This is a genomic window from Bacillus sp. TCT6, assembly GCF_056033845.1.
The window spans coordinates 4,817,261-4,832,859 of record NZ_JBVYHX010000001.1 but is presented as its reverse complement, the minus strand read 5'-3'; the positions used below and the strand labels follow the sequence as shown (position 1 = coordinate 4,832,859).

The window sequence follows — 15,599 nt, the reverse complement described above, 5'->3', positions numbered from 1 at the left end:
AAACTAGGGGAAAGGGAGTAATGTGTTGAACTCGTAACAAAAAAGCCTTCTAGTAAACTAGAAGGCTTTGAAACTATTAATTAAGGTGCTTTCGTGTATCCTAAGAAGTGGCTCTTCCAATAAGAGTTATTTAATGAAGCGATTGCTACACCTTTATCTCCAGCTTGGATAAATGATCCGCCCCCAAGGTAAATACCCATGTGAGAAGGACCAGATTTATAAGTGTTTTGGAAATAAATTAAGTCACCAGGTTGTGGACTTGAAGTTTTTGGTAGGCTACTCCAATATCCCGCAACACTTTGACGGCTAATGTTATGACCAAATTTCTTAAATACATGGTAGATGTAGCCACTGCAGTCTACGCCGTTAGCAGAAGTTCCGCCCCAAACGTATGGTACACCTTGCATTGATTTTGCATATGCAAGTACGGAAGAACTGTCGCCACTATTATTGCCTGTATTATTATTGTTGTTATTGTTTTGATTGTTATTTTGGTTATTGTTAGGCTTATTATCTACTGCGCCTCCAACTGGTGTTTTAGATAGGTAACGTGTTCCGATATAACCAGTTTGACCGTTGTAGTTAATTTTGCTCCATCCAGAGTTTTCAGAGATTACTTGAACCTTCTGTCCTTGTGGAAGTGCACCTATGATTCTATAATTTGTACCTTCGCCGCTACGTACATTTAGTGCAGAAGCATTAATGTAGTAGTCGCCAATTGCACCTTGGTTAGGTTTTTCAGGTTGTTTTGGTTGCTCAGGAGTAGTAGTACCACCTTTAACGAATTTTACAAATTCGCTACTAACAAAGCCTGTTTTTCCTTGGTAATTTACTTTAAACCAACCGTTTTCAGATCCAACTACGTTTAATGTTGTACCGTTTAAAACACCACCAATTACACTATGGTAAGCAGCAGGGCCTGTACGAACACGTAAAGATGTAGCGTTAACCACGTAAGAACCGCCAGTTTGAATAGTTCCATTATTATTGTTTTGCTCTTGTTTGTTGCCTTCTGTAACGTTTTCGTTAGAACCGCCTTTTGTTACGTAGTCTTTGCTTATATAAGCAGTTTGTCCTGCGTAATTGATTTTGAACCAATCTTGAACTTCGCCAACAACTTGTACTACTTGTCCTTTTGTAACAGAACCTACAGTTGTGTGAGAAGTACTAGGACCTGTACGAACACGAAGGGAAGATACATTTACTGTATAGTTTCCGCTTGCTGGTTTTACTTCTTGGTTGTTATTGTTATTATTCGTATTGTTGTTTGAAGAACCCGCATTAGAAGAAACGCCAGATACGAATTCGCCACTTACATAACCTACTTGTCCATTATGGTTAATTTTCACCCAACCATTTTCTTGTCCAATTACGTTTAATGTTTGTCCTGCATATACACGTCCAGAAACAGAACTAGAAGTGTTAGGAGCTGTACGTACACGTAATACATCAGCAGTAACTTTATTGTTTCCGCCTGTGCTTACATTGTTGTTTGTTGCTCCACTTTTTGATACAAATTCGCCACTAACAAAGCCTGTTTTTCCGTTAATGTTAATTTTGAACCAACCATTTTCTTCGCCAATCACGTTTAGTGATTGACCGTTATAAACGCGTGAGATGATGTCGTGAGAAGTGCTTGATCCCGCACGAACATGTAATACGCTCGCGTTTACCTTATAAGATGAGTCGTTTGATGCAGAAGCTTGGACAGTTGTAGCAGCTTTTTGTGTATTTTGTTCAGGTGCAGCTTGAACACTATCAAGTGTAGGTGCTGCTCCTCCTGCTACAGACACTGCCGCAAGACCGGCAAGATACTTTTTCATAATTTGTCGATTCCTTTCTGTCTGTAATGTAGTGAAGAAATATTTACCAACTGTTAAAAATTCTAAAGAGCATGTCGATTACTGTCAAGACTTATGTAGGAATCTGAATATGACAAAAAGATTACAAAAAAAAAATCAAGGCATAAATTTACACCTTGATTTCCATTTAAATGTATATATTGAATATGAAAGGACAGAAATTATTCGTGTTTAAGAAGATGCCATATTGGATTGTAACAAGATTTGATTAAAAGATTTTTGCAGTTTTTTGGTGATAGGCCCAACTTGCCCATCTTGAATCGCGGTTCCATCAAGGTGGGTCATTGGTAAAATTTCAATCGTTGTGCCTGTAAAAAAGCATTCATCTGCTTGATAAACGTCACGAACGCTGAAAAGTTCTTCCTGTACAGGAATGTGAAGAGTATTCGCTAAAGAAAGGACATATTGACGAATAATGCCATTTAGAATAAGGTGATTGGCTGGATGTGTGTAAAGAGTTCTGTTTTTAATTAAAAAGAAGTTGGAATGGCTTCCTTCCGTTACGATACCATTCCTTATGAGAAGTGCCTCTTTACAGCCTTTACGTTCAGCTTTCGTAGCAGCTAGTACGTTTGGTAATAAATTTAATGATTTAATGTCACAGCGTAGCCATCGAGTATCGGGTTCTGATATAGCGCGTATACCATATTCAATCCATAATGCTGGTCTTTCTTTTTTTGTAATATAGGCATAAATTGTCGGAGGGGTGTCATATGAAAATACATGTGTGCGAGCTTGTACACCGCGAGATACTTGCAAATAAATTGTGCCATCTTCGTGGAAATGGTTTCGTTCAATTAATTTGTAAAGTAAAGTGATGAGTTCAGCTTTTGAGAAAGGGAGCGATAATTCTACTTCTTCCATGGATCGATATAATCTTGTTATGTGCGGATCTAATAAGTGAAAGTTCCCTTTATATAGGCGAATAACCTCGTAGACACCATCTCCGAATTGCAAACCTCTTTCTTCAAGTTCTATGTACGTTTGTTGTTTTGTTGTATCAATAACTTCATCATTCCAAAGTACAAATTTTTCGTATGCCAATTTCCGTCCCATCCTTTCGTAAGTACGTAAATAACGTGAAACTTTCATTCATGCGAGATAAAAATCACTATAGTAATTTTTATGTAAGCAATTCTCTATATATGACCGTATATGTATTTGTAAATCATAGAGAAGTAAGGACGATTTCCCCCGCATTAACGGGCTGATTAAAGTTTCACTTTACAGCATTTTGTATATACAAATTCGAAAATAAGAAATGAGAATCCTGCTTTTAAATAAAAAAAAGCAACATTCTTATGGAATGCTGCACAAGGAGGGTAGCTATCTTTCATAGGGACATTGTCTCGTTGAATGCTTTGTGTATGGAAACAAAACATGTTGAAAGACAATTATAAGAAAGTAGAAACAAGAGATTTACACATTTCTTTAAGGGATCTTACGAAAGATGAGAGGTAAGAAATATGTAGAACCTTGTTTACATATTTTATTATAGAGATTCTTCATTAACCCTATGTGAATATTTGGTAAAGGTTATGTAATTTTAAAGTTAATGAATATAAGCAGTTGTATGGAAGAAAATAAAAAAAGAGGCTGAGATTACTCAGCGCTCTTCTTTTCTTCTTTAATAGCTGTTTTTACTTCACCAGTTTTGATCTTATTACTTTCAGAGAAGCGAAGTAAGTCACCTTCAATGATTTTATCAGACATGTGCAATTCATTTTGGGCACGATCAATTAGTGGTTGAGATTCTTCTTTCGGTAATTGTACAACTTCGCCAGTAGCACGGTCGTAGAATGTACTGTTTGTGTACATGTATTTATCTGTAATGAAGCTACCGTCACGAAGAACAACAAATCCTTTATTATCAGGTGAGAATACATCATGACCGAATCGAACGTCATTTGTAGAATCTACACCAAGTAAGTTTAGAATAGTTGGTTTAATATCAATTTCACCAGTTGGTTTCGAAATTGTTTTACCTTCTTTTTGACCTGGAACGTGAATAAACATCGGTGTTTTTTGTAAGTTCATATGGTCAAATGCAGTGATTTCTTCTTTTCCTAAGAACTGTGCCATTGCACGGTTATGGTTTTCAGAAATACCGTAGTGGTCACCGTAGAATACGATTACTGAGTTGTCGTAAATACCTTCTGCTTTTAGACGCTCAATAAAGTGTTTCATTGCTTCGTCTAAGTAACGAGCAGTTACCATGTAACGGTCAAATACTCCATCACCAGAATTATATTCGTCGATTAATTTTGTACTGTCATCGTAAGTGAATGGGTAATGATTCGTTAAAGTAAGGAAGCGAGTATAGAATGGTTGCTTCACTTCTTTCAACATATCAATAGATTGATCGAAGTATTCGATATCTTTTAATCCCCAGTTTAATTTTGTTTCCGGCGTAATCTTGTAATCAAGCTCGTTGTAGTAACGATCATAACCAAGTGCTGGATACATAATGTTACGGTTCCAGAATGTTGCGTTGTTTGCGTGGAATACCGACGTGTGATACCCTTGCTGACGTAAAATTTCTGGAGTTGCTGTATATTCATTGTTACCGTGTGTGAAGAATACAGCACCGCGGTCTAGTGGATATAAAGAAGTATCTACTAGGAATTCAGCATCAGATGTTTTACCTTGCCCAGTTTGATGGAAGAAGTTATCAAAGTAATAACTTTCTTTCGTAAATTGGTTTAAGAACGGTGTAACTTCTTGTCCGTTAACTGTTGCGCCAATTAAGAATGTTTGTAATGACTCAAGAGAGACAACAATTACGTTTTTCCCTTTTGCAGTACCGAACATATTTGGATCTGGTTTACTTTGTGTTGTTTTCACGTAGTTTTCTGTTTCTTGTAATTTACTACCGTCAGCGAATGCTTTTTGTGAACTTGATTTCGCTTGTAATCCAAGATCGTATACTTGGTGTACATATAATCCTAAGTTTTTAACAAGCATAACGCGGTCGAATGAACGTGTTAATAGTTCTGGGCGTTCAGCTTCTGCAAGTCCTAAGTTTGCGAAGAAAATAGCAACTGTTGATACGAAGTATAGAGAACGCATCGGGCGCGCTACACGCTCTGTAGGTGCAAAGTTTTTCATTTTCTTCAATAGAACGAAGAATACGATAATGTCTGCGAATGCAAGAATAATTTTGTAGTTAAATAATTCTTTCACACTAGAACCTAAACTTCCGAAGTTAGATGTTTGTCCGAGTACTGGTAAAGTAACGAAGTCATTGTAGAATCCGTAGAACATTACGTTACCAACAAGAACGATTGTTAAGACAAAGTTAATTCCAAGTGCTATATAGTTACGTTTTTTCCCTTTTGCAAATAATGCAAGACCAACAAGCAGTAATGATGCTGCTAATGGGCTAAGGAATAAAATGAATTCTTGCATGAAAGATTCAAGTTTTAAATCAAAGCTTGTGCGTGTAATAATGTAAGTTTTCAGCCATAAGGCTAAAGCTACGAATACAGTGAAACGCACATTTTGAAATTGCGATTTCAAGGTTTCTTTCATTCATTTCCACCCTTTCTCTATCAGGCTTGGTCGATTTTGGAGCGAAAAATGCTAAAATAAAAAATACATAGTTTTCTTGGCCATAATTAAAGGTTCTATATTCACCCATATACGACTATAACTATGCATACCCTTTTGGTTTCTTTTGTTGCTCATAAGCATAACGTCATTTCTGTATTATACAACAAAATTCATTTCTGAGAAACACTATAACATTTTACATTTTTTGTATAAGATTTGTCACTACCAGAGAAAACTTTAACATTCGTTTATATGTCCGTCAACTAGAAAATATAACAAAGATAGAGCAGAATGTTAAGTGGAAGTGAAAATTTCTTTGTTGAGAAATAAGAAACGAAGGTGGATAAGGGTTATCTAGAAATCTATTATATGAAGGAAATCGTGTAAAAATTAACGAACACTTGTTCTTTTTTGGTTTATTTGTTACAATGAAAGTTCATTGATAGGTTTTGTGTAATTTCCATGAACTTTTACTGATAACATATTGTAGCTTATTTCTTTTTAAAAATAGGGAGGCTTTTACATGAAACAAAAATTTTCAGTTGAAGCGTTTTGGAAGAAAGTAAAACATGTTGCAAAGCAAGCAGGGCAGTCGGTCATTTATACAAGTTTATTACTGTTTTACGTTTTGCAAAGACCCGATGTTCCAAAACGAGTGAAAATTATTGTAATTGGAGCACTTGCTTATTTTATTGCACCGATTGATGCGATTCCAGATTTCATTGCTGGAATTGGCTATACGGATGATTTAGGGGCGTTAACGGCCGCACTAATACAGGTGTCGTTATACGTCAATGAAGATGTGAAAGATAAGGCACGAGTGAAGTTGGCAGAATGGTTTGGTTCGGATATAGACACAACATTTATCGATCAGAAATTAGGTCAATAGGTGAAATCTGTCATAAGGTGACAGGACGAACGTAAGCGAGGAAGTGCATTATGCCATCAGGAAGAACGCATACGAAAATAAACTTAATATCCCTTCCGGTTGTTTTGTTTTTGCTCTTTTCGTATGGATTAACAAATTTTGATTTTTTATTAACTGTTGCAATTGGTTTTTTAGTAGGTACTTCATTTTTAACACCAGATTTAGATACGTACAGTAATGCTTATAACAAATGGGGTTTCTTACGTATATTTTGGTATCCTTATAAGAAAGTAATGCCACATCGATCTTTCTTTACGCATACGATTATACTTGGTGATGTGATTCGTATTGCGTACATGTTAATCGTCTTTTCTCCATTTTTATTCCTATTAAATGTAATCGCACTGGATGGTAATTTAATAGAAATTGCGAAGAAACATGAGGTTGAAATTGTAACGTTCTTAATGGGAATTGTTGTGGCAAGTACGCTCCACATTATAGCGGATAAGGTGAATACGCGCCGAAAGAAAATGATGAGAAAAAAGAAGAAACGCAGAAGATAAAGTAACTAATCGGGAAAAGGACCCTTGCAATTTGCAAGGGTCCTTTTTTAAACAAACGTTTGTTTAAAATTAAGCTTTCAGTACTTTAATTCCTTTTACAATGTTCCAGATGAAGTAGTATAAGCTGATGATTCCGCAAATAGCTAAGACAATCATTGCTCCAATTCCAAGTGTTACATCTGGTTGGTCAGATCCTATGCCCATAATTCCTAAAATGGTTAAGCCGATAAATGTAGCGATACTTGGAATGATGTGTGTCCATAGAGCACGTTTTGCGTGTGGCTTTGTTTCAGCGTCTCCTACAATCCAAACGATAATGGGGAATAAGATAGGGGCAAATAGTACACTAAAGTATGATAACGCAGCTAATATTTTATTTCCGTTCATATATATCACCTCATGAATAATGTCTGTTGTTATACTATTATTATGCAATAATTTAGGTAAGCTTTCTATCGATGAACATTACAAGAACATGACGATTTTGTAAGATTTTTTTGTTAAATGATAAAATTTTCAAAAAAATCTTTTTTAATGGAAATTGTTATGGTACAGTATAAATGGAAGTTGTTGAAAACGTTTTCTTAAACGTTTTTTATTTTTAGGCTTAAAGGTATGATGACCTGATAGTCTATTGATAAGATTGTATTTATTTAAAAGGGGATTCTTTAGGGGGAGAGGACAATGAACACATGGACACAAGTTTATGATCCGTTCGGTAATATTTGGATTTCAGCAGCGGTAGCACTTATTCCGATTATCTTTTTTTTCTTAGCTTTAGCGGTTTTTCGCATGAAGGGGTATGTGGCAGGATTTATTACAGTTGTACTTACAGTTTTAGTAGCATTATTCGCTTATAAAATGCCGTTCACGATGGCAATGGCAGCAACCGGGTACGGTTTTTTGTACGGGTTATGGCCAATTGCTTGGATTATCATTATGTCGGTATTTTTATATAAAATTTCTGTAAAAACAGGTCAATTCGATGTGATTCGTGCATCGGTATTATCGATTACGAACGATCATCGTTTACTCGTTATTTTAATTGGATTTTCATTCGGAGCATTTTTAGAAGGAGCGGCAGGGTTTGGAGCGCCAGTAGCGATTACAGCAGCGCTTCTTGCTGGTCTTGGGTTAAATCCTTTATACGCAGCAGGTCTTTGTTTAATTGCAAATACTGCACCAGTGGCGTTCGGAGCGATGGGAATTCCGATTACAGTTGCTGGACAAGTAACAGGTATTGATCCACATAAAATTGGACAAATGGCTGGGCATCAATTACCGTTCCTATCATTATTTGTTCCATTCTTTATCGTATTTTTAATGGATGGATTTAAAGGGGTAAGACAAACGTGGCCTGCGTTACTTGTAGCAGGTAGTTCATTTGCGATTACGCAGTTCATTACAGCGACGTTCTTAGGACCGGAACTTCCGGATATTACGTCAGCACTTGTAAGTTTAGTGAGTTTAGCACTGTTCTTAAAAGTTTGGCAGCCGAAAGAAATTTATCAATCCGGGCAAGCAAATAATGAGGTAGCAGCAACAACGACAGCAGCATCGATGCCGAAATTAACGTTTGGAAAAGTAGTGAAGGCATGGTCCCCATTTATCGTATTAACGGTTATGGTAGTCATTTGGAGCCAAAATTTCTTTAAGGCATTATTTGCTCCAGGAGGGGCTTTAGAAAGTCTTGTATTTAAGTTTGAAATTCCAGGTCTGCATAATCTAGTAATGAAAGCAGAGCCAATTGTAAATAAACCAACGCCTTACGAGGCAATTCTAAAGTTTGATGTATTATCGGCAACTGGAACAGCGATTTTAATTGCTTGTATCATTTCCATGTTTATTTTGAAAATGAATGTAAAAGATGCAGTAGTGACATTTAAAGAAACGTTAAACGAATTAAAAATGCCAATTCTATCTATCGGATTTGTACTAGGGTTTGCATTTATCGCAAACTATTCTGGCCTATCTTCTACGTTAGCGTTAGCATTAGCTGGAACAGGCGGACTATTCCCGTTCTTCTCACCATTCTTAGGCTGGATTGGCGTATTCCTAACAGGGTCTGATACGTCTGCGAATGCACTGTTCTCGAATTTACAAGCCATTACAGCGCAGCAAGTCGGCGTATCTGAAGTGCTTCTCGTTGCAGCAAATACAACAGGCGGTGTAACAGGTAAAATGATTTCCCCGCAGTCGATTGCCATCGCTTGTGCAGCAGTTGGTCTTGCTGGAAAAGAATCGGATTTGTTCCGTTTTACAGTGAAGCATAGTTTATTCTTCGTAATTATTGTTGGTATTATGACGTATGTACAGGCATATTATTTAACGTGGATGATTCCATAAAAAACAAAAGAAATAAACTTTGAATTTTTCAGATTATAGTGTATGATGGGAAAGTATTGAAAATTAAATCAGTGATAAACTAGGGGTGCCTAACGTATGCGTAGGCTGAGAGAGAAGCGCGTGAACTTCTTAACCCTTTGGACCTGATCTGGCTCGTACCAGCGTAGGGAAGTTAACGGCTTTACATAATGATGTCTTTATGAGCCAGGTCCTTATTTTTTTATGGACCTGGCTCTTTTTATTTTGGCATGCGCTGGCCATATCTTGTCCTTGTCACGAACAGGGGGGCAACAAAATTTATGAAACAATCTGTTTCAGCTGAGCAAATTGAATTGAAATCGAGTTTACCAGGGAGTAAGAAAGTATATGTGGATGGACCACGAGAAGGTATGAAAGTGCCGATGCGTGAGATTGAACAAAGCGAAACGAATGGCGTCCCAAATCCACCAATCCGTGTGTATGATACGAGCGGTCCTTATACAGATCCTGCGTATAAGGTCGAGCTGGAAAAAGGCATTCCAACGCCGCGCCACTCCTGGATTATGGGGCGTGGTGATGTAGAAGCATACGAAGGGCGTGAAGTAAAACCAGAGGATGACGGTGTGAAAGTGGCTTCGAAACATACACCTGTTTTCCCGCAAATGGATCGTAAGCCGCTTAGAGCAAAGCAAGGTGCAAATGTTACGCAAATGCACTATGCACGTAATGGCATTATTACGTCTGAGATGGAGTATGTTGCGATTCGTGAAGGGGTAGAGCCGGAGTTTGTTCGTAAGGAAATCGCAGAAGGCCGCGCTATTTTACCAGCGAATATTAATCATCCAGAAGCTGAACCGATGATTATCGGGCGTAACTTCCATGTGAAGGTCAATGCAAATATCGGAAACTCTGCTGTATCTTCTTCTATTGCAGAAGAAGTAGAGAAGATGACGTGGGCTACTCGCTGGGGTGCAGATACGATTATGGATTTATCTACAGGTAAAAATATTCATACGACGCGTGAGTGGATTATTCGTAACGCGCCTGTACCAGTTGGAACTGTACCGATCTATCAAGCGCTGGAAAAAGTAAACGGAATTGCAGAAGATTTAACGTGGGAAGTATATCGTGATACGTTAATTGAGCAGGCGGAGCAAGGCGTTGATTACTTTACGATTCACGCTGGTGTATTGCTTCGTTACATTCCAATCACGGCAAAGCGTACGACAGGTATCGTTTCACGCGGTGGTTCGATTATGGCGCAGTGGTGTTTATTCCATCATAAAGAAAACTTCCTATATACTCATTTTGAAGAGATTTGTGAAATTATGAAACAGTACGATGTTTCGTTCTCTCTTGGAGATGGATTACGTCCAGGGTCTATTGCAGATGCAAATGATGAAGCACAGTTTTCTGAGCTTGAAACACTTGGTGAATTAACCAAAATTGCTTGGAAACATGATGTGCAAGTTATGATCGAAGGACCTGGACACGTACCGATGCACTTAATTAAAGAGAATATGGAGAAAGAGCTTGATATTTGTCAGGGCGCGCCGTTTTACACACTTGGGCCATTAACGACAGATATTGCACCAGGTTATGACCATATTACATCGGCGATTGGAGCTGCGATGATCGGTTGGTTTGGAACGGCGATGCTTTGTTATGTAACGCCGAAAGAACATTTAGGTTTACCGAATAAAGATGATGTACGCACGGGTGTTATTACGTACAAAATTGCAGCGCATGCGGCTGATCTTGCGAAAGGACATAAAACGGCTCATCAGCGTGATGATGCACTTTCAAAAGCACGCTTCGAATTCCGTTGGCGCGATCAATTTAATCTATCTTTAGATCCTGAACGTGCGATGGAATATCACGATGAAACGTTGCCTGCAGAAGGGGCAAAGACAGCTCACTTCTGTTCAATGTGTGGACCGAAGTTTTGTAGTATGAGAATTTCACATGATATTCGTGAATATGCAAAAGAAAATGATTTAGAAACGACAGAAGCAATTGAAAAAGGAATGAAAGAGAAAGCAGAAGAATTTAAAGAAGCTGGTAGTCATTTATATCAATAACACGTTACACCTCTTTACTTGATTGATCACACTGTAGTACCTAACTTTATTATAGAAGAATCCCCATTTGCTAAGACGGTAGCAAATGGGGATTCTGTTGTTTATCCCGCTATTTGTGGGCAGTAAGACCCCCACCTCAAAATTCAGCGGAAGCAAAGAAGTTAGGTCGGGGTCGGGCTGCCCGTAAAAGCCCGATTGGTTAGGGCTAATAATCAGTGGGGGATGAACAAAACCCCCACTGATTAAAGTTTCACTTTATAAGGCAAAGAAGAGGTGTACCCAGTAGAATAAGAGGAATAGTGTGACGACTGTTGTGAGCGGGATAACGATAAGGGATACACTTAAATAGTCTTTCCATTTTACTTTAATTTTGTTTTGTTTCAGAATATACATCCAAATGAGTGAAGCTAGCGTACCAATTGGTAGTAATAGTGAACCGATGTCACTACCAATGATGTTTGCGAGATAGATTGTTTTTAATGTGACTGGATCTAGTCCCATTTCTGTTAATGTGATCGTACCAATCATAAGGGCAGGATGGTTATTGAAGACGTTAGAGAGGATGGATACAAGTCCGCCCATCGCAAAGCTAGCATAGAGTAGATGCTGATTCACAACTGGCTCGAGCCATTGTACAAGTGCAGCTGTTAATCCTGCGTTGTGGAGTCCGTAAATAATGACGTACATAGAGAAGGCGAAAATTAAAATGTGCCACGGTGTCTTTTTCAAAATGTCGACAGGATTTGTTCGTAAGTAGTACCATCTCCAAATGAGAAGAACGAGTGAACCGAGTACCGCAACGATTTCAATTGGTATGGATAAGAAGGATGCAACGAATAGAAGACAGCGCATAAGGAAGACAAAACCTAATACTTTTAACATGAATCTTGTCCGTTTTTGTTTCGTATCAACAGAATTATTTCCTTTTAGTGGATGGAAGTTTTTCGTGAAAAAAATTTCTTCAATATCATATGAAGAAACAGGTAATTTTTTCGGAAGTTTTTTCTTCAAAACTGTATACATGAGCCATGACATAAATAATAAGCCTAATGTTGCAGGTACAAACATCATAGCAGTATGCATATAAAGAGTCATATTAACGATATTTAATGCAATTAAGTTTACGATATTACTTACACCAATTGGTGCACTAGACGCAGTAGCGATTAAAGCGCCACTTAATAAATAAGGAATTTGTTGATGTGGTTTTAATTGAAGGTTTTTTAGAAGAAGAATTAAAATTGGAGTTGTAATTAAAATACTGCCGTCGTTATTAAATAAAAGAGTCATAAGAAAACATAGTAATTGAATATACCAGTATAAACGGTGACCGGCCCCTTTTGCTAAATTTGCTAGTTTCGCTGCGGACCAATGGAAGAAGCCGAAGCTTTCTAATATAACTGCCATAACAATGGTCGCTAATATTGTTATGGAGGCTCCTCCTATTTTACTAACAATATCTATGACGTCTGGTTTTGATACGATTCCTGTAAAGAGGATAATACCAGCGCCGACCGCTGCTGGCCACGCCTCATTTAAACCTCGAGGCCGCCAAAAGATAACAATCATTGTTAAGAAGAATACAATAATAGTAATCCATATTTCAATGCTCATATTTTGCCTACCTTTCTATTTTCCCTTAAACAGATGTAGCTTGTCTCAAGTTTATATTGGTAGTATATTCAGCAAAAAATAAGAAGAACTAGACGTATAACGAGATGAAGCGAATATGTGTTTTTCATGCTAAAGGACAAGTGTCACTAGTAGTGAAATAACTATTGTGATAGGAGCCTATAAATCGATTGGGCAGTAAGGTAGGAAATGAGATTTATATCGGAAATTTTTAAAATATATCGACTTAACGACAAAATATAATAAGAGGAGTCTATCCCCAAATACCTTTTGGAACAGACTCCAAGGCTATATTATTTTTCCTTCAAAAAAGTACGATCCTTCAAGAATAAATTCCAGAAGAAAATAAATCCTGGTAATAAAATTGCAATCCCAATTGCGTATAGAATGAGCAGTGCATAGAACGTTTCTTTCGTTGTAAAGCTTGTAAATACAGTTACGTCAGGGTAAATAATATACGGTAAATGCGCGACCCCGTAAGCATAGCTTGCAAATGCATATTGAGCGACGACAGCTAAAACAGCAATGCGAGGGAATCCTAGTGTGTTATACTTCTTGTTTGTCCACCAAAGGGACGAGTATCCGATAACGAATAGAACAATAGAAACTGTAAACCATGGGAATTGCTTTATTAATCCTTGCATAAGCCAATGTGTTTCTGGATCCATTACAACGAGAGCGATAATCGCCGTAACAAGTGTTGCAGGGCCAAGTATGATGGCATTCCTTCTATAAAGTTTGTATGCATCTTCTGAACCTTGCTCTCTCGCAAAATCAGCAAGAAAGAGAGAGGAGAGAAATAGTTCAGACGTTAGTCCGAAGAGCATATAACAATAGATAACCGGGCTAGAAAGAAGTTTTCCATACAGGAGTACTTCTCTTCCTTCAGACATTGTAATATACGCTCCCTCTGTAACGGGTAAAACGGTAATTAATAGTGCTGGAATTAAGAGACCAGTAATACCTGAAATAACCCGAAGAAGGTACTGATATTTTGGCAAGGAGTAAGCAAATACCATAAATGTACTACGTACTGCAACGAGTACTAAAATTAACATAACTGGTACGAACATAACGGTTGCAAGAGTAAAGGCTGCTTTCGGAAAGAAGCCGAGAAATGCGACAACGACGAAAACGAGAAACGTATTTGTTACTTCCCAAGTTGGTGATAAGTACCGATTGGCAAGTTTGGCAGCGAGCGTTGGATGTTTTGCGTATACCATGCCCCAAAAACCAGCTCCAAAATCGATGGACCCTAATATACTGTATACGAAAATAAGGGCCCATAAGATGATGATTGCAATACTTTCCTCATGCACGAGAATCGCCTCCTTGGTGTTGTAAATCATTCTTTAATGGATGTCTTCTAAAGAATGTCCGTAGAACAAAGACTGTTAAAATAGCGAGTCCAATATATAAAATGATGAATAAAACAAATAAAGGACCGACGAAATCAGCGCGAGTAGAAGCATCGACTGTACGTTGCATACCATAAATTGTCCATGGCTGACGACCGCTACAACTGAAAATCCATCCGAATTCAATACCGAGCATCATAATTGGTCCGCATGCGGCAGCCCCCCAAAGTAGCCACTTCGGTAGTTCTGTCCCCTTTTTTCGGTAAACGAAGTACCAATATAAGAGAGCAATTGCTGCAACTGCAAAGGTAAACGCAGCAGTGCCGACCATTAAGTTGAACAGTGTATGTGTATAAAATGGTGGCCATGTTTCTTGTGGGAATTCATTTAGACCTTTTACGACAGTGCTAGGGTCTAGTCCCACTAATAAGCTAAGCATGTTTGGAATTTCAAGTGCATAGTTTAGTTCAAGCGTATTAGGATCCACAATCCCGCCAATGGATAGCGGTGCGTGTGATGTCGTTTCAAATAAAGCTTCAGCAGATGCAAGTTTTTCAGGTGAGTGTTTATGTAGGGCGATTGCCGATTCGTGCCCTGAAAGCCACATCGTAGCGCCTGTAATAAATGTCACGACAAGCCCTAATAGTAGCCCCTTTTTATGATAAGCAATTTCACGTGTACTTAAATTTTTCTTCAATAATTTAAATCCAGCGATAGAAGCAATGACAGCCGCACCAGTTGCATAAGCCGTAATAACGACATGGAATGCACTTGTGCCAAAACTCGGATTAAAGAAAGCTTTCCAAGGATCAACGTTAAAAACAGATCCATCTGGATTCATTGAAAATCCTGCTGGTGTATTCATCCATGTATTTGCTGATGTAATAAGAACGGCGGATGCCGTGGCACCAAGCATGACGAAAAATAGCGAGATTAATCTCATAAATGGAGGAAGTTTATCGGCTGCATATACGTAAATCGACATGAATAAAGCCTCCAAAAAGAAGGCAAAAATCTCAATTTGGAAGGGAACAGAAATAACTTGCCCAACAATTTTGGCAAAACCAGGCCAAAGAAGTGAGATTTGCACACCGACAATTGTTCCAGTTGGAATTGCTACACCGAGAAGAATAGCAAACGCCTTTGTCCATCTTTTCGCCATAATGGCATAGTCGGAGTCTTTCTTCCAGTGATAGAGTATTTCGCTTATAAAAATCATCAATGAAAGTCCAACGCCAAGTGTTGCAAAGATAATGTGGAATGCTAATGAAGAACCAAAAAATGCTCTTGCTAATGTTACCGTATCCATATGTAAACTCCTCTTCTTTTTTGCCATTATTTTCTGATTGAATTGGAAG

The 15,599-nt window shown here is 38.0% G+C and carries 11 protein-coding genes and 1 riboswitch; of the genes, 4 read left to right on the top strand and 7 right to left on the bottom strand.

Features of this window, described 5'->3' with window-relative positions:
• Window positions 1-80: 80 nt before the first annotated feature.
• The 3 genes from AC0ONG_RS24895 to AC0ONG_RS24885 all read right to left on the bottom strand — a co-directional run bounded on the left by AC0ONG_RS24895 (window position 81) and on the right by AC0ONG_RS24885 (window position 5,393).
• The gene (locus AC0ONG_RS24895) at window positions 81-1,823 is read right to left on the bottom strand and encodes a C40 family peptidase (RefSeq protein ID WP_000760264.1); all 1,743 of its coding nucleotides are present in this window, start codon (window positions 1,821-1,823) and stop codon (window positions 81-83) included.
• A gap of 210 nt (window positions 1,824-2,033) precedes the next feature.
• Complete coding sequence (locus AC0ONG_RS24890) at window positions 2,034-2,918, bottom strand: D-amino-acid transaminase (RefSeq protein WP_079997269.1); 885 nt, start codon at window positions 2,916-2,918, stop codon at window positions 2,034-2,036.
• A 546-nt stretch (window positions 2,919-3,464) separates the two neighbouring features.
• Complete coding sequence (locus AC0ONG_RS24885) at window positions 3,465-5,393, bottom strand: LTA synthase family protein (protein WP_000665344.1); 1,929 nt, start codon at window positions 5,391-5,393, stop codon at window positions 3,465-3,467.
• Between the two features lie 544 nt (window positions 5,394-5,937).
• On the opposite strand from AC0ONG_RS24885, the gene AC0ONG_RS24880 reads away from it, so the two are divergent.
• Entirely contained in the window at window positions 5,938-6,303 is a 366-nt protein-coding gene (locus tag AC0ONG_RS24880) for a YkvA family protein (protein ID WP_000810378.1), read from the top strand.
• Window positions 6,304-6,353: 50 nt separating this feature from the next.
• Window positions 6,354-6,845: a metal-binding protein gene (locus tag AC0ONG_RS24875; protein WP_001139077.1), complete on the top strand. Its 492-nt coding sequence runs from the start codon at window positions 6,354-6,356 to the stop codon at window positions 6,843-6,845.
• Window positions 6,846-6,914: 69 nt separating this feature from the next.
• On the opposite strand, the gene AC0ONG_RS24870 is transcribed toward AC0ONG_RS24875, so the two are convergent.
• Entirely contained in the window at window positions 6,915-7,232 is a 318-nt protein-coding gene (locus AC0ONG_RS24870; RefSeq protein ID WP_001014091.1) for a magnetosome magnetite crystal formation protein family, read from the bottom strand.
• 297 nt (window positions 7,233-7,529) lie between these two features.
• Here AC0ONG_RS24870 and lldP point away from each other — a divergent pair, with 297 nt between their 5' ends.
• Together lldP and thiC are read left to right on the top strand one after the other, a co-directional pair.
• Entirely contained in the window at window positions 7,530-9,191 is a 1,662-nt protein-coding gene (gene lldP / locus AC0ONG_RS24865) for an L-lactate permease (RefSeq protein WP_001099345.1), read from the top strand.
• Between the two features lie 71 nt (window positions 9,192-9,262).
• Window positions 9,263-9,378: riboswitch (TPP riboswitch) on the top strand.
• Between the two features lie 112 nt (window positions 9,379-9,490).
• Window positions 9,491-11,251, top strand: a complete 1,761-nt coding sequence (gene thiC, locus AC0ONG_RS24860; RefSeq protein WP_000814477.1) for a phosphomethylpyrimidine synthase ThiC — start codon at window positions 9,491-9,493, stop codon at window positions 11,249-11,251.
• A 255-nt stretch (window positions 11,252-11,506) separates the two neighbouring features.
• Here thiC and AC0ONG_RS24855 read toward each other — a convergent pair whose 3' ends face one another.
• The 3 genes from AC0ONG_RS24855 to cydA all read right to left on the bottom strand — a co-directional run bounded on the left by AC0ONG_RS24855 (window position 11,507) and on the right by cydA (window position 15,550).
• The gene (locus AC0ONG_RS24855) at window positions 11,507-12,865 is read right to left on the bottom strand and encodes an arsenic transporter (RefSeq protein ID WP_474204377.1); all 1,359 of its coding nucleotides are present in this window, start codon (window positions 12,863-12,865) and stop codon (window positions 11,507-11,509) included.
• Window positions 12,866-13,176: 311 nt separating this feature from the next.
• Entirely contained in the window at window positions 13,177-14,202 is a 1,026-nt protein-coding gene (locus tag AC0ONG_RS24850) for a cytochrome d ubiquinol oxidase subunit II (protein WP_000544189.1), read from the bottom strand.
• Window positions 14,195-15,550, bottom strand: a complete 1,356-nt coding sequence (gene cydA, locus AC0ONG_RS24845; protein ID WP_000381974.1) for a cytochrome ubiquinol oxidase subunit I — start codon at window positions 15,548-15,550, stop codon at window positions 14,195-14,197. The genes AC0ONG_RS24850 and cydA overlap by 8 nt, the downstream gene beginning before the upstream one ends.
• Window positions 15,551-15,599 lie beyond the last annotated feature (49 nt).